The 18,219-nt window shown below is 73.6% G+C and carries 14 protein-coding genes; 4 read left to right on the forward strand and 10 right to left on the reverse strand.

Going from position 1 to position 18,219, the window contains the following annotated elements; all coding sequences use genetic code 11:
* Positions 1 to 56 precede the first annotated feature (56 nt).
* Complete coding sequence (locus tag OG625_RS02130) at positions 57 to 995, reverse strand: alpha/beta hydrolase (RefSeq protein ID WP_329376338.1); 939 nt, start codon at positions 993 to 995, stop codon at positions 57 to 59.
* A 326-nt stretch (positions 996 to 1,321) separates the two neighbouring features.
* Entirely contained in the window at positions 1,322 to 2,683 is a 1,362-nt protein-coding gene (locus OG625_RS02135) for an MFS transporter (protein WP_329376339.1), read from the reverse strand.
* A 72-nt stretch (positions 2,684 to 2,755) separates the two neighbouring features.
* Between OG625_RS02135 and OG625_RS02140 the strand changes: the two genes are divergently transcribed.
* Entirely contained in the window at positions 2,756 to 3,745 is a 990-nt protein-coding gene (locus OG625_RS02140; RefSeq protein ID WP_329376340.1) for a GlxA family transcriptional regulator, read from the forward strand.
* A gap of 21 nt (positions 3,746 to 3,766) precedes the next feature.
* On the opposite strand, the gene OG625_RS02145 is transcribed toward OG625_RS02140, so the two are convergent.
* The 3 genes from OG625_RS02145 to OG625_RS02155 form a co-directional block, all read right to left on the reverse strand.
* On the reverse strand, positions 3,767 to 3,976 hold the full coding sequence (locus OG625_RS02145; RefSeq protein ID WP_329376341.1) for a hypothetical protein: 210 nt from the start codon (positions 3,974 to 3,976) through the stop codon (positions 3,767 to 3,769).
* A gap of 143 nt (positions 3,977 to 4,119) precedes the next feature.
* Positions 4,120 to 4,788 carry a response regulator transcription factor gene (locus OG625_RS02150; protein ID WP_329376342.1) on the reverse strand — a complete coding sequence of 223 codons (669 nt, stop codon included), beginning with the start codon at positions 4,786 to 4,788 and terminating at the stop codon, positions 4,120 to 4,122.
* Positions 4,785 to 6,245, reverse strand: coding sequence for a sensor histidine kinase (locus tag OG625_RS02155; protein WP_329376343.1), 1,461 nt, complete (start codon positions 6,243 to 6,245; stop codon positions 4,785 to 4,787). The genes OG625_RS02150 and OG625_RS02155 overlap by 4 nt, the downstream gene beginning before the upstream one ends.
* Positions 6,246 to 6,522: 277 nt before the next feature.
* Between OG625_RS02155 and OG625_RS02160 the strand changes: the two genes are divergently transcribed.
* Positions 6,523 to 8,721, forward strand: a complete 2,199-nt coding sequence (locus OG625_RS02160; RefSeq protein ID WP_329376344.1) for an MMPL family transporter — start codon at positions 6,523 to 6,525, stop codon at positions 8,719 to 8,721.
* Between the two features lie 118 nt (positions 8,722 to 8,839).
* Here the strand turns inward: OG625_RS02160 and OG625_RS02165 are convergent, their stop codons facing one another.
* The 4 genes from OG625_RS02165 to OG625_RS02180 all read right to left on the reverse strand — a co-directional run bounded on the left by OG625_RS02165 (position 8,840) and on the right by OG625_RS02180 (position 14,557).
* Complete coding sequence (locus tag OG625_RS02165) at positions 8,840 to 10,636, reverse strand: ABC transporter permease/substrate binding protein (RefSeq protein ID WP_329376345.1); 1,797 nt, start codon at positions 10,634 to 10,636, stop codon at positions 8,840 to 8,842.
* Positions 10,636 to 11,688: a quaternary amine ABC transporter ATP-binding protein gene (locus OG625_RS02170; RefSeq protein ID WP_329376346.1), complete on the reverse strand. Its 1,053-nt coding sequence runs from the start codon at positions 11,686 to 11,688 to the stop codon at positions 10,636 to 10,638. Before OG625_RS02170 ends, OG625_RS02165 begins: the two co-directional genes overlap by 1 nt.
* Positions 11,689 to 12,082: 394 nt before the next feature.
* Entirely contained in the window at positions 12,083 to 12,880 is a 798-nt protein-coding gene (locus OG625_RS02175; protein ID WP_329376347.1) for a GntR family transcriptional regulator, read from the reverse strand.
* Positions 12,881 to 13,015: 135 nt separating this feature from the next.
* Positions 13,016 to 14,557 (reverse strand): IucA/IucC family protein, encoded by a 1,542-nt coding sequence (locus OG625_RS02180; RefSeq protein ID WP_329376348.1) that lies wholly within the window; start codon positions 14,555 to 14,557, stop codon positions 13,016 to 13,018.
* A 104-nt stretch (positions 14,558 to 14,661) separates the two neighbouring features.
* Here OG625_RS02180 and OG625_RS02185 point away from each other — a divergent pair, with 104 nt between their 5' ends.
* Together OG625_RS02185 and OG625_RS02190 are read left to right on the forward strand one after the other, a co-directional pair.
* Entirely contained in the window at positions 14,662 to 16,209 is a 1,548-nt protein-coding gene (locus tag OG625_RS02185) for an IucA/IucC family siderophore biosynthesis protein (RefSeq protein ID WP_329376349.1), read from the forward strand.
* Positions 16,210 to 16,253: 44 nt separating this feature from the next.
* Positions 16,254 to 16,940 (forward strand): class I SAM-dependent methyltransferase, encoded by a 687-nt coding sequence (locus OG625_RS02190; RefSeq protein ID WP_329376350.1) that lies wholly within the window; start codon positions 16,254 to 16,256, stop codon positions 16,938 to 16,940.
* Positions 16,941 to 16,963: 23 nt separating this feature from the next.
* Here the strand turns inward: OG625_RS02190 and OG625_RS02195 are convergent, their stop codons facing one another.
* Positions 16,964 to 18,157 carry a cytochrome P450 family protein gene (locus OG625_RS02195; RefSeq protein WP_329376351.1) on the reverse strand — a complete coding sequence of 398 codons (1,194 nt, stop codon included), beginning with the start codon at positions 18,155 to 18,157 and terminating at the stop codon, positions 16,964 to 16,966.
* Positions 18,158 to 18,219 lie beyond the last annotated feature (62 nt).

Genomic DNA, 18,219 nt, shown 5'->3' on the forward strand with positions numbered 1-18,219 from the left:
GGGGCCCGACAGGATTCCGGCAGTCCCCCTCTCGGTCGTTCCTTCGTCATGACGGTTCATCGGAGGCGCGCTTCGAGTTCCCCGATGAGTTCGGTGACGGCCGACTCCGCGCCCTGGGATACGGCGAACATGTTGAGAAAGCCGTGGACCAGGCCGTCGTAGTTGCGGACGAAGACGTCGACTCCGGCGTCCATCAGTGCGCGGGCGTACGCCAGGCCCTCGTCGCGGAGCGGGTCGTAGGCGGCGGTGGCGATGACGGCGGGGGCGACGCCCTTGTGGCTCGCGGCGTGCAGCGGGGAGGCCCGGACGTCGGTGGCGACGGAGGGGTCGCCGCCGACGAGGATCGCCGTGAGGTCACGGAGGTCTTGGAGGGTGAGCAGGTAGCCTTCCCCGTTCTCGGCGTGGGAGGGGTAGGTGCCCGAGGCGCGATCCGTGGCGGGGTAGGCGAGCAGTTGGGCTGCGAGCGATTGCCCGGCGTCTCTGAAGGCGAGGGCGACGGATGCGGCGAGGGCGGCGCCGGCGCTGTCGCCCGCGACGGCCAGCCGGTCGCGTCGGCCACCGTATTCATCGATGTGGCCGGCCGCCCATCGGGCCACGGCAAGGCAGTCCTCGAACGCCGCGGGGAACGTGTTCTCGGGGAGCCGCCGGTAGTGCACGGCGACCACGACGGCCCCGAGGTCGTGGCAGAGGCGGCGGGTGACGTGGTCGTGGGTGTCGAGGTCTCCCACGATCCACCCGCCGCCGTGGAAGAAGACGACGGTCGCTACCGGCCCGCCGCCGACGGGCCGGTAGACCCGCACCGGTACGGGACCGGCAGGACCCGGGACCATGCCGTCCGCCACGGATCCGACGTCGATCGGAGTTCTCGGCGCCACCATGGCGTTCGAGGTGCGTTCCCCCTGTCTGAGTTCCGCGATATCGGCCGAGGCGATGCGCCCCCTCGGGACCGCATGGGCCTCCTTGAGGAGCGCGGCGATGGACGGGTCCACAGGCATGGGCAGCCTTCCGCAGTGATGGCGAGCGACGGTGTGGGTGGTGCCACGTCAAGGAGACATCCCCCGGCGAGGCTGCGGCAGGAGGCGCGCCCTGAGCAGCACTTTCGGGCTGCCCTCCGGGCCCGGGGGCCGGGAGCATCGGGCCGTTCGGACAGCACGGTGGGGCGGCGCGCGGAGTGGGTGGTAGGGATGTCCACCGCTCCGCCTGCTTCGAACTCGGCAGCGCGTATCAGGCTTACCGGCTTACCGGACGCAACCCGCGGGGGCATGGAACCGGGCGACGGGCCCTTCGACAACGCCGCGGGGCCGCGGGGCCGCCGGGCCGCTCATTCTCCGGGCGGGCTGCCCGGCGCCGCCGGCTTGCCGCTGTCCGCGGGAGCGGCGCGGCGCAGGGTGCGGATCGCCGGGGTCGCGAGGAGCGCCACGCAGCCTGCCAGGCAGGCGCCCGCCGACACCAGCAGCAGCCGCCCCGGGGAGGCCAGCGCGATGGCCGGGCCCGCCAGGATCTGGCCGAGCGCGATGCCGGACACCGAGCCGGCCAGCTCGTACGCGGAGACCCGGTTGAGCACCGCGGACGGGGTGTGGGTCTGCACGCTGGTCGCCCACATCACCGACCAGAACGCCAAGGCGCCGCCGCCGAGGACGTGGCCCGCCAGCAGCACCGGCAGGCCGGCGTCCACCGCCACGCAGAGCGGCAGCACGGTGTACAAAGCCATCGCCACCGCGCCGGCGGCCAGTGGGCGGCCCGGGCGCAGCCGCAGGGCGAGGAGGCCGCCGAGCACCGTTCCGAAGCCGAGGAAGGAGACCGCCAGGCCGTAGGCGTCGGGGCCGAGCCGGGCACCGACCAGCGCCGAGCTGAGCGGTACGAGCGGGCCGAAGAGCAGCACGCCGTATCCCATCCAGATCAGGATCACCGCCCACATCCAGGTGCGTGAGCGGAACTCCTGCCAGCCCTGGCGCAGGTCGCGACGGAGTGAACTGCCGGTGCGGACAGCAGCGTCGGCATCGGCGTCGGGGCCGCGGCCGGCCGCGGAGTCCGTCGGCTCGGCCGCCGTGCCGGACCGGATGAGCGCCAGGCACATGGCGCTGAGCAGGAAGGTGCCGGCGTCGATCGCGTACACGGTCCCGGCTCCGGTCAGCGCGATCAGCAGCCCCGCGAGGGCCGGGCCGAGCAGATGGGCGAGCGCGTCGGCGACCTTGAGCGTGGCGTTGGCGCGTTGCGGCTCGCTCGCGACCAGCGGGACCATCCCGTTCGCCCCCGGCAGGAACATCGCGACGGCCGCACCGGCCAGGGCCGCCATGGTCACCAGCAGCCAGAGCGGCGGTGGCCCGGCAAAGAACGCAACGGCCAGCACACCCTGGGTGAGCACCCGGACGAGGTCCGCGCCGATCATCATCCGGCGCGCGCCGAACCGGTCGGCGAGCACCCCGCCGAACAGGACCAGGACCACGAACGTCCCGGTCCAGGTGCCGAGGACGAAGCCGACCCCGGAGATCCCGTACAGCGCGCCGACGGCGAGCGCGGCGGCCACCGGCATCATCGCGTCGCCGACCAGCGAGATCGTGCGGGCGGTGAAGAAGAGCGTGAAGCGCCGGTCCCACAACGGCGGCCGTGTGGCCGGCCGGGCGCTCCGAGCTCGGGGCTTGGGCTGGGTCTGGGTCTTGGCCTGAGTCTTCGAGGTGGTCACAGCACAGATAATGGTTTGGACCAATCACGCGACCCCAGTGTCCTGAATGACATGTTGGGGTACTTTCCTGCCATGACGCTTCGCGCGCTTCCGAACTCCCCGGCGCCGCACCGGGTGGTGGCCCTGCTGCAGCCCCCGCAGTCGCCCTTCGCGCTGGCCTGCGCGTCCGAGGTGTTCGGCGGCCACGGCCCGCAGATCCCCGCCCGCTACGCGTTCGAGGTCTGCACCGAGCACCCCGGCCCGGTGCGCACCCAGGCCGGCTACGACCTTCTGGTCACGGCGGGCCTGGACGCGTTGGAGCGGGCGGACACCGTGCTGGTCCCCGGCTGGCAGCAGCCGGTCGGCACCGAGGTGCCGCCGGCGGTGGTCGAGGCGGTCCGCGGGGCGCGGCGGCGCGGCGCACGGATCGTCAGCATCTGCTCGGGCGCCTTCGTACTGGCCGCCGCCGGGCTGCTGGACGGCCGGCGGGCCGCCACCCACTGGGACCGCGCCGCCGAGCTGGCCGCCCGGTTCCCGCAGGTCCAGGTCGATCCCGCCGTGCTCTACGTGGACCACGGCGACGTCGCCACCAGCGCCGGATCGGCCGCCGGCGTGGACCTCTGCCTGCACCTGGTGAGCTCCGACCAGGGTGCCGCGTACGCGATGCGGGTCGCCCGGCAGATGGTGATGCCGCCGCATCGCGAGGGCTGTCAGCTGCAGTACGCCGAACTGCCCACCTCCGGACCGGTCGCCGACTCGCTGGCCCCGCTGCTGGAGTGGCTGGGCGGGCGGCTGGACCAGCCGGTCAGCGTCGCCGAGATGGCGGTCCGCTCCCAGGTCTCGGCCCGCACGCTGACCCGGCGCTTCACCGAGCAGTTGGGCATCAGCCCCGGACGCTGGCTGCTGGACCGGCGGATCGCCGCCACCCGGGCACTGCTGGAGGAGACCGACCTGCCCGTGGAGACCATCGCGCGCCGGGTCGGGCTCTCCTCGGCCGTCAACCTGCGCCGGCGCTTCCACGAGGCCCTGCGCACCACGCCCGCCGCCTACCGGCGCGCCTTCCGCGCGGACAAGGCCGGATAGGGCGGCCGGGCCACCGCTCACTCAGAACGGAGAGACCGCCAGGACCGGCGGGGCCGGGGAGGACCAGCGGTGGCCGCAGGGGTCGAAGAGCAGGACCACCGGCTGCCCCGGGCGCTGGCGCCAGGAGATCCGGTCCGGCGCCTCGTCGCACACCGGACAGCAGGGCAGCGGGCCGGGCTCCGGCCGACGTTCGGGGGCGGCCGCAAGGGGCGCGGAGTGCGGATCGCTCATGGGGGCTCCCTGCTGGTGCGGTTGGACTGATCGCACTGTGCCATGGACGGGCCCCTCACCGCACGGGCGAATCCTCCAGTGTTTTCGCTGGTCAGGGGTGTGGTCGGCAGGGGGATTCCGGTCCTCTTACGGGCACTTGGTGATCAACCGCTCCCGCCTGCGGCGGAGACCAGACCCGATTCGTACGCGGCGATCACGGCCTGCGCGCGGTCGCGGACCCCCAGCTTGCCGAAGATGCCCGTGATGTGGTTCTTGACCGTGGAGACGCTGATGTCCAACTCCCGGGCGATCTCGGCGTTGTCCAGGCCCGTGGCCAGCAGCTGCCAGATCTCCCGCTCGCGCGGGGTGAGGTCGGCCGGGATTCCGGCGGCCGACGGTCGGGGGCGCGCGGGGGTGCGTACGTAGGCCGAAATGAGCCGGGTGAGCAGCCGCGGCGCGACGGCGGCCTCTCCTGCGTGGACGATGCGGACCGCGGCGCCGAGTTCCTCCGGGGAGACGTCCTTGGGCAGGAAGCCGTACGCGCCGGCGCGCAGGGCGGCGACCACGTACTCGTCCATGTCGAAGGTGCTGAGGACCAGGACCCTGGCCCCCGGGACGGTCCGCGCCAACTCCTCGGTGGCCTTGACCCCGTCGAGGACCGGCATGCGGATGTCCATGACGACCACGTCGGGCTTCAGCTCCGCGGCGAGGGCGACCGCCCGGGCACCGTCCTCGGCCTCGCCGACGACCTCGAACTCCGGGTCGGGGGCGAGGATCAACGCGAGGCCTCGGCGGACCAGAGGCTGGTCGTCCGCGATGAGTACACGGATCATCGGCTCTCTTCCAGTTGGGGCGGATGGGGTGGTTGGTGTGGCTCCAACCCGTCGGGCGGGGTCGGGAGGCGGGCGGCGACCCTGAATCCGCCGGCGTCGAGGGCGACGGCTTCCAGGGTTCCGCCCTGCAGGGCGACGCGCTCGCGCATGCCGATCAGCCCGTACCCGGACCGGTGTCCGGGCCGCGTGGCTGCCGGTGCCTGGGCTCCCCCTCCGTCGTCGCGCACCTCCACCGCGACCTCGTCGGGCCCGTACGTGAGTCGTACGCGGGCACGCGCCCGGCCTGCGTGTTTGCGGGTGTTGGTGAGCGCCTCCTGGACGATGCGGAAGACGGTCAGGCCGACGGTCGGCGGCAGCGGGCGGACCGGCCCGTCCACGGTGAACTCGGTCCGCGTCCCCGCCAGGCGGGCCTCGGCGACGATCCGGTCGAGGTCCCCGGCTCCGGGCTGCGGAGCCGGCGGGGTGTCCTCCGGCTCCTCGCCTGCCCGTAGCACGTCGAGGAGTTGCCGCATCTCGCGCAGGGCGAGCCGCCCCGAGCCCTCCAGGGTGACGAGGGCCTCGCGCGCCGCCTCCGGGTCGTACGCCAGATTGGCACGCGCCCCTCCGGCCATCAGCTGCATGGTGGTGATGTGGTGGGCGACGATGTCGTGCAGTTCACGGGCGATCCGGCGGCGTTCCTCGGCCAGCGCCCGGTCCGCGAGCAGCCTGCGGTGGGCCTCGGCCTCCTGCTGCCTGCGGTTGACCACCTCGGCCGCGCCGACGACGAGCACGGTGACGAAGGCGTTCGCGAGCAGGCCCTGCCAGCCGAACGGCACGGGCCAGCCGCTCTGGCCCGCGGAGATGAGCGGCACCGCCGCGAGGGCCGACGCCACCGCCACGGTGGGGCGGCAGGATCTGGCGACCGAGTAGAGGGCGACGACGAGGGTGAGGGGGAAGTGCGGGGCCAGCGGGGTGGCGAGGTTCAGCACCACTCCGAGTGCCAGTACCGCGGCGAGGGCCGCCACCGGGTGGGTTCGGCGGACCAGCAGGGGCAGCGCGGAGAGCACCGGGACGATGGCCATCGTGAGGGATCCGCCGTCGGTCCGGGCGCCGAGGGAGAAGCCGATGAGGTCGGTGGCGGCGGCACCGACCGCCACGAGGGCGTCGTTGCGCGTCCAGGCCGAACGCTCGACGGGTGCCTCGGCGCCGAGGTCCGCGCCTGCGTCCGTGGATTGGTCGGTGGCCTGGCCGGTGGCCTGGTCCGCGCCCCGGGCCGTGGCCCGGTCCGCGCCTGCGTCGAGGGCCCGATCAGTTACCCGGTCCGCGCCCTGACCCGTTCCCCGGTCCGCGCCACCGGTTGTGCCCCGGGCCCCACCTCGACCCGTTCCCCGGTCCGTGCCTGCCGCCGCGCCGCGGCTCGCACCGCCGTACGCGCGGGTATTCGTATCCCCCGGCCCCTCGCCGCCCACCGCCGCCATCGTCCGCCGGTCCTCCCCGTCGGCCGTTCCTCCCGGCGGGTGCCGGGTTCGCGCGGCCGCGCTCTCCGGTGATCCATTCTGGCACCGGCCCCGCACCGTGCCACCGGTCGCCGGGCGGGTTCCGGACCAGGACCCGAGTACTGGTCGCGGCCTCCGCCCGGACCAGGGTCCCGGCGGACGGTTCCTCCCCCGACCTGACGCTTCTCCCGCCCGGCCCTGATGGTCTGGAGTCCGGTCGGGAACCCCCGGCCGGCACCGTACAGACCGGAGGAGACCAGTGATCCGCGCCCTGACCGGATTCTCGACGAGGAATCCGTGGAAGGTCATCGCCCTCTGGGCAGTCCTGGGAATCGCGCTGACCATGCTCGGCCAGGCGTTCGTCTTCCGCGCCACCCAGACCGGCAACGGCGGGTTCCTGCCCGCGCAGTACGATTCGGCCGCCGCTCTGAAGATCGCCGAGGAGCACTTCGGAGCCGACCCGGACGCCAATCCCCTGACCGTGCTGGTGGCCCGGTCGGACGGGTCCCCGCTCGCAGCCGCGGACGAAGCCCGCATCGACGCGGAGGCCGCGCGGCTGGCCGGGACCCGGGTCGTCATGCCCCGCAACGAGGACGCGCCGCCCTTCGTGCAGGACCATTCGCAAGTCCCGCGCATCAGCCCGGCCATGACGGCGCCCGACCGCTCCTTCCGGCTGCTGACCGCCGAACTGACCGGCAATCCGGCCGACCCCGGCGTGCAGGACACCTATCGGGCGTTCCGGGATTCCGTGCGGGAGGGGTTCGCACGGGAAGGGCTGCGTACGGGCTTCACCGGCGGGCTCGCCGACAGCGTGGACACGGTGGACGCCGAGGAGACCAGGACGATGGTGGTCGGCATCCTCATGCTCGGGGCCATCGTCCTGCTGCACGTGCTGGTCTTCCGCAGTGTCCTGGCGGCACTGCTGCCGCTGCTGGCGGTCTCCGTCATCGGCGGGGCCGCGGCCGGTGTCGTGGTGTGCGCCGCGCTGCTGACCGGGACCGGACTGGCCGATTCCACACCGGGGTTGATCAATGTGGTGCTGGTGGGCATCGGCATCGACTACTTCCTCTTCCTGCTGTTCCGCTTCCGTGAGCACCTGCGCCGGCACCCGGAACAGTCCGGGCGCGAGGCTGCCGCCGCCGTCGCCGGCCGGGTGGGTACGGCGATCACCTCGGCGGCGCTGACCATCGTCGCCGCGTTCGCCACGCTCGGGGTGGCCTCCTTCGGCCAGTTCCGGGTGCTCGGGCCGGCCATCGCCCTGTCCGTACTGGTGATGCTGCTGGGCAGCCTGACCTTCATGCCCGCCCTGCTGGCGGTCTCCGGGCGCAAGATGTTCTGGCCCTCGCGGGCCCTGAAGCGCGAACCCCCGGCGGGCTCCGCCGCACGGATGGGCGCGCTGGTGGCACAGCGGCCGCTCGCGTTGGCCCTCGCATCGGTGGTGCTGCTCGGCGGGCTGGCCGCGGGGATGCTGGGGATGCGGATGGACTACGGGCAGGGCGGTGCGGGTGGGGAGCGTACCGCCGCGACGGCAACCGCGGCCGAGATCGCGGGCGCGCTGCCGGCCGGGGTGTCGGACCCGACCAGCGTGTTCGTCACGGCGAACGACGGTGCCGCGCTCAGCGCCGGGCGGCTGGACGGGCTGTCCCGGGCGCTCGCCGAGGTCGGCGGTGTGGGCCGGGTCGCGGACACGGTGCTGAGCGAGGACGGGCGGGCGGCGCGGATCGACCTGTTCCTGACGGCCGAACCGCTGGGCCAGGAGGCGCGCGACCTGGCCTCCGGACCGGTCCGGCAGGCGGTCGCCGCGAACACGCCCGCCGGTGCGGAGGCACACGTGGGCGGCACCCCGGCGCTCTTCGCCGACATCTCGGCAGCCGTGGACAAGGACCTGAAGGTGGTCTTCCCCGTGGCGGCGGCGCTGATCGCGCTGATCCTGTTCGCGCTGCTGCGCAGTCTGCTCGCGCCGGTGATCCTTCTGGCCGCGGTCGGGCTGGGCTTCGCCGCCACGCTCGGCGCCTCGACGCTGGTGTTCCAGCACGCGCTGGGCCGGCCCGGGGTGGACTTCACGCTGCCGCTCGTGCTGTTCCTGTTCGTGGTCGCGCTGGGCACGGACTACAACATCCTGATGGGCGACCGGATCCGGGAGGAGATGGAGCGGCCGGGTGCGGCCCGCGCGGCGGTGGGCCGCGCGGTCCGGCACACCGCGCCGGCCATCGCCACGGCAGGCCTCGTATTGGCCGCGTCCTTCGGGAGTCTGGCCGTCAATCCTGCCCCGTCCACCCAGCAGATCGGCTTCGCGACGGCGCTCGGGATCCTGCTGTCCGCCTTCGTCCTGTCGATCGTGCTGGTGCCGGCGCTGGCCGCGCTGTTGGGGCGGTCCACGTGGTGGCCGGTGCGGCCGCGCCCTTCCGGGGAGGCCGCCGGTCAGGAGCACGCCCCGGACCGGGTCCTGGTCGGTTGAGCCACGGGATCGTGTTCGGGTGGGCAACCGCACGGTGTCTGCCGCGCCACCGCGCGCAGGCATGAAGGGCGCCGGCGTGCAGGACCGTACGAGGTCCCGCACGCCGGCGCCTTCGGTGTCAGGCGAGCTCGTCGACCTCGGGGTGCTCCTTCAGCCAGGCGCGGACCGCCTGCTGCTCCTGGCCCTTCCCGGTCTCCTGGATCTTCGCCTCCAGGCTGGTCAGCTGCTCCTCGGTGAGCTTGAACGAGCTCAGCCAGCGGGCCACTTCGGGCTCGTCGGCGGCGAAGCCCTTGCGGGCCAGGCTGTGGATCCCGTCGCCCTTGCCCCATACCCCCTTCGGGTCCTCGAGCTTGGTCAGTTCGTACGTCGAGTACGCCCAGTGCGGCGACCACAGCACGACCGCGACGGGCTCCTTCTTCTCGTAGGCCCGCTTGAGCTCGGCGAGCATGCCGGGGGTGGAGCCGTCGACGACCTGGTACTCCGTGTCCAGGCCGTACTCCTTCAGGACCTTCTCCTTGAGCGCGCCCATGACCCCGGCGCTGGGCTCGATGCCGATGATCCGGCCCTTGAACTGCTCGGACCTGCCCTTCAGATCGGCCAGCGAGCGCACGTCCTTGACGTACGAGGGCACGGTCAGCTCCAGCGAGGTGGGGCCGTACCAGGAGCCGAGGTCGTCCAGCTGGTTCCCGTACTTCTCCCAGTACTCCGCCTGGGTGACGGGCAGCCAGGCATCGGTCTGGAAGTCGAGCCGGCCGCCCGCGAGTCCGGTGAACAGGGCGCCCAGTTCCAGCTGCTTCGCGTCGACCTTGAAGCCGCGGCGCTCCAGGAGCTCCTTCCACAGGAAGGTGGAGGCGATGCCCTCGTCCCACGGGACGTAGCCGACGGACAGGGTGCGGCCCTTGCCGATGTTCGCGGCGCCGGCCGGCCGGTCCCCCTGGGCAGAGGCCCCGCCGAAGGTGTTCAGACCGCCCGCGACGAGGGCCAGGATGACGGCCCCGGTGACGGCGAGTGCCGGCTGGGGGCGGTGGTTCCACACCCTGGCCGCGCCCGTGGCGGCGGACCGCGCCTTGGCGAGGGCGCGCCGGCCCAGCGGGGAGACCTGACGGCCGAGCGCCCCGGTCATCCGGTCGAGGTACATGGCGAGGATGACGATGGCGATGCCGGCCTCGAAGCCGAGGCCGATGTCGACGCTGCCGATGGCCCGGTAGACGGCGCCGCCGAGCCCGCCACCGCCGACCATGCCGGCGATGACGACCATGGACAGGCCGAGCATGATGACCTGGTTCACGCCCGCCATGATGGTGGGCAGGGCCAGCGGCAGCTGAACGCGGACGAGGGTGTTGCGCGGGGTGGTACCGAAGGCGTTGGCGGCCTCGACCAGTTCCTCGTCGACCTGGCGGATGCCGAGCTCGGTCATCCGTACGCCCGGAGGCAGCGAGAAGATGATCGTCGCGACGATGCCGGGCACCACGCCCACCCCGAAGAAGATGATGCCGGGGATGAGGTAGACCATGGCCGGCATGGTCTGCATGAAGTCGAGGGCCGGCCGCAGGACGGCACTGACCCGGTCGGACCGCGACGCCCAGATGCCGAGCGGGATCGCGAAGACCAGTGTGACGAGGGTGGCGACCAGGACCAGGGACAGCGTGGCCATGGCGTCGTCCCACAGGCCGACGGAGTCGACGAGCGCGAAGCCGGCGAAGGCGAGCAGGCCCGCGAGCAGGCCTCGCAGCCACCAGGCGGCGACGGCGAGGATGCCCGCGAACAGCAGCGGGGCGGGCGCGGAGAGGACGGCGACGATGCCGTCGTAGAGGCCGGTGACGAGCGCGCTGATGGCGTCGAACAGCCAGGACAGGTGGCGCTGGAGGAAGTCGACTCCGCTGTCGACCCAGGCTCCGAGGTGCAGGCGGGGCATCAGGCTGCCACCTCCGTGCAGGCCATGGGCGGCCGTTGTTCGTCGCCGATGAAGGCGATGAGCCGGTCCTGCGGCACGGAGCCGATGACGGCACCGTCCGCGTCGGTGACGGCGACCGGGTGCGGGACGCGGGCGCTGACCCCGCACAGGTCGGCGACCGAGGTGTCGGCCTGGACGGTGGGGCAGTCGCAGGCGTCCGCGTCGACGGGAGGCACGTCCATGACGGCATCGGCCGTGAGCACTCGCGAACGGTCCACGTCCTGGATGAAGGAGGCGACGTAGTCGTCGGCGGGGCGGGTGAGGATGTCCTCGGCCGTGCCCTGCTGGACGATGCGGCCGTCGCGCATGACGGCGATGCCGTCGCCGATGCGCATGGCCTCGTTGAGGTCGTGGGTGATGAAGACGATGGTCTTCTTGAAACGTTGCTGGAGCTCCAGCAGCTGGTCCTGCATGTCGCGGCGGATCAGCGGGTCCAGGGCGCTGAAGGACTCGTCCATCAGCAGCAGGTCGGCGTCGGTGGCCAGGGCCCGGGCGAGGCCGACGCGCTGCTGCATGCCGCCGGAGAGCTCGTCGGGCCAGGACTTCTCCCAGCCTTCCAGTCCGCACAGCGCCAGGGCTTCGGCCGCGCGCCGGTCGCGCTCGGCGCGGGGCACGCCCTGCACCTCTAGGCCGTAGCCCGCGTTCTCCAGGACGTTGCGGTGCGGGAAGAGCGCGAAGTGCTGGAAGACCATGGATATCTTCGTGGAGCGTACGCGGCGCAGCTCGCCCGCGCTGAGCGCGGTGAGGTCCTGGCCGCCGAACAGGATGCGTCCCGCGGTGGGCTCCAGCAGTCCGTTCAGCATGCGCAGCAGCGTGGACTTGCCGGATCCCGACAGACCCATCACGACGAAGATCTGGCCGGGTTCGACGCTGAACGAGGCGTCGATCACCGCGGCCGTGGTCCCTTCGGCGCGCAACTCTTCGCGGCTGGTGCCGCCTTCGAGTGCGCGGACCGCGTCGTCGGGTCGTCGTCCGAACACCTTGTAGACGTGCTCGGCTTGGAGCGTGGACACATAAACCTCACGGGTCGTACGGGTACGGCGCGCGCCGGGCTGACCGGCGGGCCGTAGAGCGGGACGGGATCTGCCCGTGTGCGCCTCACCTCCGGCTCGAACGGCCGGAGTGCATGGTTCCGCTCCACCGTCGACCATGCCCTGCATGCATTCGCCTAAGCAAACCCAGGCGTGATCCTCGTCACTTGCGGGGGCGCGGGACCCTGCTGCGGGAGTGCACGCCACGGGCAGGGTCGCCGAGGGCGGGCGCGCGCTTCCCCGAACCCGAGTTGGATCGGACGCGCAGTGGGCCTGACCTGCCGCCGGGCCCGGCGCACCGCCGCCCAGGGCGTGTCGGAGGCCACAGTGCGCGTCCGGTGATTCGACCCGGGCTCCGGGCGTCCGCGGGTGTGAGCTACGTAACGCGGAAGCCGGTGGCCGCGTAGTGGAGCCGGTCGCGATGGAGGACCAGGCGGTCCCAGGTGGGGAAGGCCAGGTCGGTGACGGCCAGCAGTCGGCCGGAGCCGTCGTGCAGGGTGCGGCGCACGGTCAGGCCGCTGGTCGCGCCGCCGACCGGGGGGTGGGTGGTACGGGTCATGGTGAGGGTCTCGGCGACCCGGCCGTCCACGGACGCCCGGTCGAGCCAGCTCTGCAGCGCCCTCAGCTCCTCCTCCCGTACGGACCCCATCCGGTCGCGGCAGCGGGCCAGTTCGGGGCTCCGGGCGACGGCGCCGGGGCTGAAGTAGGTGACGGCGTCCCGCAGGGCCTCCCCGGCCGGACCGCGCTCGCGGCGGTGGTGCACCAGGGTCTGGTCCCCGCCGCGCATGCCGAGCAGCCCGGCGAGCGAGGGCGGCACGGTGACCAGGGTGAGCCGGCTCTGGGCGGCCGGGGCGCGGACGGGGGCGGGCGCGGCGTGCGCGGTCGGTGCGGGTGCGGATGCGGTCGCGGCGGGTGCGGTCGCGGCCAGTGCGGTCGCGGCGGCGGGGCGGCTGCCCCGGCGGCCGGTGACGACGAGGCCGTCCTCGCGCAGGTGCTGGAGGGCGGCCCTGATGGTCTGCCGGTTGACCTGGTAGCGGGCGGCCAGGGTGCGCTCGGAGGGCAGTCGGGCGCCGGGGGTGTGCGCGGTGCGGTCGAGCTCGCGCCGCAGGGCTGCGGCGATCCGCTGGTACTTGGGCATGGCGGCCGGGCCGCCGCCCCGCGAAGGGGAGGGCATGGCTTCTCCTCTGACGGGTGGTCAAGGACTGCGCGGTCTGCCCGACCAACGTAGCATTGGTCTATACCTATACGTGAGGGGGTGACCGCCCCCGCCGCCCACCTTGGCCGATTCCTTACCCCGGGGCCCCTGGCCCTACCCGCGCAGCGGGTTCGGCAGGGGGATGTAGCGGGCGTCCGCGCCGTCCGCCTGGGTCCAGCGCAGGAGGAGGTTCGTCTTGCCTGGGAGGGACGGGGCCGTGAGGAGGTCCGTGATCTCCGGGAGGTCGTGCCCGGTGGCGTAGTTCAGGAACTCCTCGCGGGCCGCGGGCCACAGGAGGGCGGCCGTCTGCGGGTGGCGGTCGGCGAGTTCGCCCGCGATCTCCGTCAGGTGGTTGACCACCAGGCAGTAGACCAGGCGCTGCCAGGCGGCCTCGCGCGGGAGGTCCGGCAGCAGTTTGACCCCCTCCGCATCGCGGAAGAGGGCCTGTACGGGCGTCCCCGCGCCGTCCACCGCGACCAGGGTGTTCTGGAGGTGGGCCTCCAGTACGAGCCCGTGCCGGTCGAACAGCTCCAGTACGGGGGGCACGACCTGGCGCAGGTACGCCCGCCACCAGGCGGCCGGGTCGGCGGCGTCGGCCAGCGGGCTGCCCGGGTAGCCCTCGGCGAGGGCCGCGGCGAGCAGCGGGGTGGAGCCGGGGGCGGTGTGCGTGCGCAGACCGTCGCGGACCAGGACGGCGAGTTCCTCGAAGGCGAACCCGGCGGTGCGGTAGCCGCGGTCGGCGAGCCAGGCCGCCCCCGAGCCGGAGCGGCGCAGGGCGGCGAAGCCCGACTTGACCGCCGCGTCGGTGCGGCGGAGTTTCAGCAGGTCGTGGCGCCACAGGCGGCGCACGTCGTTGGTGATCCGGACGTCGAGGCTGAACTTCACGAACAGGTCGGCGGCCGGATCGGGTACGTACAAGGTCCGGATCGAGGCGGTGGGCCAGGCCGGAAGCCGGGTCTCCCCGAGGCGCAGGAGTCGTCCGTCGCCGAGAGCTTCCCGCACGGCGGGCCGGGCGGCCGCCAGGTCGAGCTGCCAGGGATGGGCGGGCAGGAGACGGTATCCGGCGGGCGCCCGGGGCCCGTTGAGGGAGTCGGCGAGGGAGTCGATGGCATCGGCGGCGGCCGGGCCGCCCTCCTCGACGCACTGGTCCTCGCGCAGCCCGAGGAAGACCAGCGGGAAGCGTGCGTGCGCCTCCGGCGCGTAGGGCAGCCAGCTCGCGGCCGGGGCCCCGCCCCTGGCCTTGGGGGCGGGGTGGTGCGGGTGGCCCATGACGAGGGACTGTTCGGAGAGCAGGTACGGGTCCGCCGGGGGCTCCGCGGCGCGGCGGGCGGCCAGCAGCGCGGCGAGGGCGTCGCGGCTGTCGACGATCTCGACGGGGAGTTCGTCGTTGGGAACTCCGGTGAAGCGGCCCAGCTCGTCGGAGATGAGCTTGACCAGCTCGGTGTGGTTCAGCGGATGCCACCCGTCCGCCGTGCGCAGTTCGGGGCTCCCGGTCCGGCGCCCGCCGTGCACGCGGAGCAGCCGGCCGCTGCCGCGCAGTCGGTGGACATCGCCGCCGAGAGGTTCCGCGGCCTCCCTGAGCAGGCAGTTCAGGAGCGGGGTGGCGGCGTATGCGTCGGCGGCGGCGTTGAGGTCCACTGGTTCCATTCGGTCCATCCGGTGCGCCGGGGTTCGCGGGACGCGACCACCCGGCCGTGATCTTCAGTATCCGCGATGATGACGTGATCATCCCGTGAAGCGACTATCCGCGGAGCCGCAGCATGTACTTTCCCGCCTCGCCGGCCGAAGAGGCCGTCGCCGCCGAGCTGGACGGCGTCCGCCCCGACCTCGCCGCCGCGTACGCCGGCTCGCTGCACGGCGCCCGGGCGGCCGTGCTGACCCGGCTGTGGCGGGCGTTGGCCTTCGAGCCGCTGCCGTGGGTGGTGGACCGGGAGCGGGGGCCGGGCGGGCTGGTGCTGCTGCTGGACGGCGGCGGGCGGCTGGAGGGCCCGGCGCCGGATCCGTACGCGACCGGGCCGTACGTGGCCGAGCTGCTGCTCGACGGCCGGGCGTACGGGCAGGCAGCGCGCCTGGTGGCGGCGCTCGGGGTGCCGCACGGGGACGGGTTCGCCGCCGAGCTGGACGGCAGTACGGCCAACCTCGCGCTCTCCCGGGCCGGTCAGCCGCCCGCCGCGCAGGACACAGCAGGACAGGACGCGGCCGGGCAGGATTCCGCCGCGCGAAGCACCTGGGAGTGGGAGCAGCGGATCGTGGACGGGCATCCGTACCACCCGAACTGCCGCTCCCGGCCCGGCTTCTCGGTGGCCGAGCAGCTGGCGTACGCGCCCGAGCACCGGCCGGTGGTGGAGCTCGGGCTGGTCGCCCTACGGGCCGAGGAGTGCCTGGTCACCGGGGGCTGGCCGGAGGAACTGCGGGACGGGGGGCGGGTCCTGGTCCCGGTGCACCCGTGGCAGGCGGCGCACACCCTCAAGCACGAGCCGGTGCGGGCGGGTTTCGCGGCGCATCCGCTGATGGCCCTGCGGACACTGGCACCCGCCGCCGGCGGAGCGCACGTGAAGACGGCGCTGAGCACCCGTCTGACCTCCTCCGTCCGCGACATCTCCGTCTACTCCATCGAGACGGCGGCGGCCGTCTCCGCCTTCGCCGAGACCCTCGCGGAGCGGCTCGACGGGCGGCTGCACATCACGCGCACCCTCGGCGCGGCGACCGCGTACAGCCCCGACCTCGCGGCGGTGCTGCGGGAGCCGCCCGAGGTGTACGCGGACACCGCGGCCGGTGAACGGGTGCTCCCGGTGGCCTCGCTCGCCGGGCTCCCCGAGGCGCGCTCGGCGGCCTGGCGCGCCGCCTTCGCCCGCCTCGCGCTCTCGGTGTGCCTTCGCGTGCTGGACCTGGGGGTGGCGCTGGAGGCGCACGGCCAGAACCTCCTCGTCGTCCTCTCCGCCTCGGGGAGCCCGCTCCGGCTGGTCTACCGGGACCTCGCCGACATCCGCATCAGCCCGGCACGGCTGGCCCGACACGGGCTTCCGGTGCCTCCGCTGTCCGGCCGGCTGATCACCGACGACGTGACCGTGCTGCGGCGCAAGCTGTTCGGGTCCCTGGTGGCGGGGGCGCTCGGGGCCACGGCGGGCTCGGCCGGCGCCCTGCGCGAGGACCTCGCCGCGGCATCCCCGGCCCTGCCGGCCACGGCCGACACCGAGGCCCTGCTGACCGGGCCGCTGCCGACCAAGGCGCTCACCCTGATGCGGCTGAGCCCCGGTGTACCCGGTGATCAGTGGGCGGACCTGCCCCAGCCGTCGGCCGTTCATTGACCGGGGGGTGAAGCGGAGCGCCGGGCGGGCTACTGTCCAGGGGCATGACAGCCACCTCGGGTCTGAGCTCCGTACGGGCGTCCTACGACACCGTCGCCGTCGACTACGCACGGCTCCTCGGCCCGGAGTTGTCCGGCAGACCCCTGGACCGGGCCATGCTGGCCGCGTTCGCCGAGTACGTGCGCGGCGACCGGCGCGGGGTCGACCGATCCGAGGGCCACCCGCGCGGCGGAGGCCGCGCCGTCGCGGACGTGGGCTGCGGGCCGGGGCGGGTCACCGCGCACCTGGACGGGCTCGGCGTACCGACGTTCGGCATCGACCTGTCCCCGGCGATGGTGGCCGTGGCCCGGCGGACCTATCCGGGACTGCGCTTCGAGGTCGGTGCGATGGCGGCGCTTGACATCGCGGACGGGGTGCTCGGCGGGGTGCTCGCCTGGTACTCCACGGTGCACACCCCGCCGGCGGAACTGCCCGCCGTGTTCGCCGAGTTCGCCCGGGTACTGGCGCCCGGCGGCCACGCGCTGATCGCCTTCAAGGCCGGCGACGACCGGAAGGTCCGGCTGGAGCACGCGTACGGCCACCCGGTCGACCTCGACGTGTACTGGACGCCGCCCGACCTGATCGCCGGGCTGCTGGCCGGCGCCGGGCTCGCCGAGGTGGGCCGCCTGGTGCGGGAGCCCGGCGAGAACGAGAACTGCCCGCAGGGCTTCCTGCTCGCCCGCAAGGGCTGAGCGCCGCCCCCGATCCGCCCCGGCTACCAGCGCAGCGGGAGCCGGCTCACACCCCGCATGAGGGTGCCCGGGAGCCAGTCTCGGGGGCCGGCCTCCGGGTCCTCGGCGAGGTCCGGGAAGCGTTCGAGGAGGGCCCGGATGGCGATGCGGCCCTCCATGCGGGCCAGCGGGGCGCCGAGGCAGAAGTGGATCCCGTGGCCGAAGGCCAGGTGGCCCTGGCCGGTGCGGCGGATGTCGAAGACGTCCGGGGAGGGTTCTTTGAAGCGTTCCGGGTCGCGGTCTGCCCCCGCGAGGGCGATGAGGACCGAGGAGCCGGCCTCGATGGAGGTGTTGCCGATCTCCAGGTCGGCCAGGGCGAAACGGTACGTGGCGTGCTGCACGGGGCCGTCGTAGCGGAGCGTCTCCTCCACCGCGCCGTCGATCAGCCCGTCCGGGTCGGCGCGCAGGGCCGCCAGCTGGTCGGGGTGCGCGAGCAGGGCCCGTACGCCGTTTCCGATCAGGTTCACCGTGGTCTCGTGGCCGGCCACCAGCAGCAGGAAGGCCATCCCGATCAGCTCGTCCGGGGAGAGCTGGTCGCCGTCCTCGTCGCGCGTCCGGATCAGGGCGCTGAGCAGGTCCTCGCCAGGGTCCGCGGCCTTGGCCTCGACGAGTTCGAAGAGGTACGCGGTCATCTGCTCCAGGACCCGGGCGTCCGCGCCCGCGGAGTTCTGCGGGGCCACGATCTCGCCGGACCAGTAGCGGAAGCGCTCCTGGTCGAGGTCGGGGACGCCGAGCAGCTCGCAGATGACGGTCATCGGCAGGGGCGCGGCGAAGGAGCGGATCAGATCGGCCCGGCGGTCGGGGAGGGCGGCCATGGCGTCCAGCAGCTCGTCCGTCACCTGCTGGACGCGGGGGCGCAGGGCCTCCACGCGGCGCGAGGTGAACTCGCGGGCGACCAGCCGGCGCAGCCGGGTGTGATGGGGCGGGTCGGACTCCAGCATGTTGCGGTTGGCGGCGTAGGCCTGCGTCGTGTCGAACAGCTCGGAGCCGAGCCAGTTCTTGGAAAGGACCGGGTGGGTCAGGGCCTGCCGGGCCTCCTCGTGGCCGACGACCAGCCACGTGCGCTCTCCACCGAGCTCTATCCGGTGGACGGGGCCCGCCTGGCGCAGCGCGGCGTAGAAGGGATAGGGGTCGGCGTTGAACTCCTCGGCGTGCGCGCCGAGATCCACGAGAGACATGCGGGCAGCGTACGACCGCCGCCCGCCGGGCCGAACCGGTTATCCCACGAGCTGAAGCGTTT

The sequence above is a fragment of the Streptomyces sp. NBC_01351 genome (assembly GCF_036237315.1).
Classification (GTDB): Bacteria; Actinomycetota; Actinomycetes; order Streptomycetales; family Streptomycetaceae; genus Streptomyces.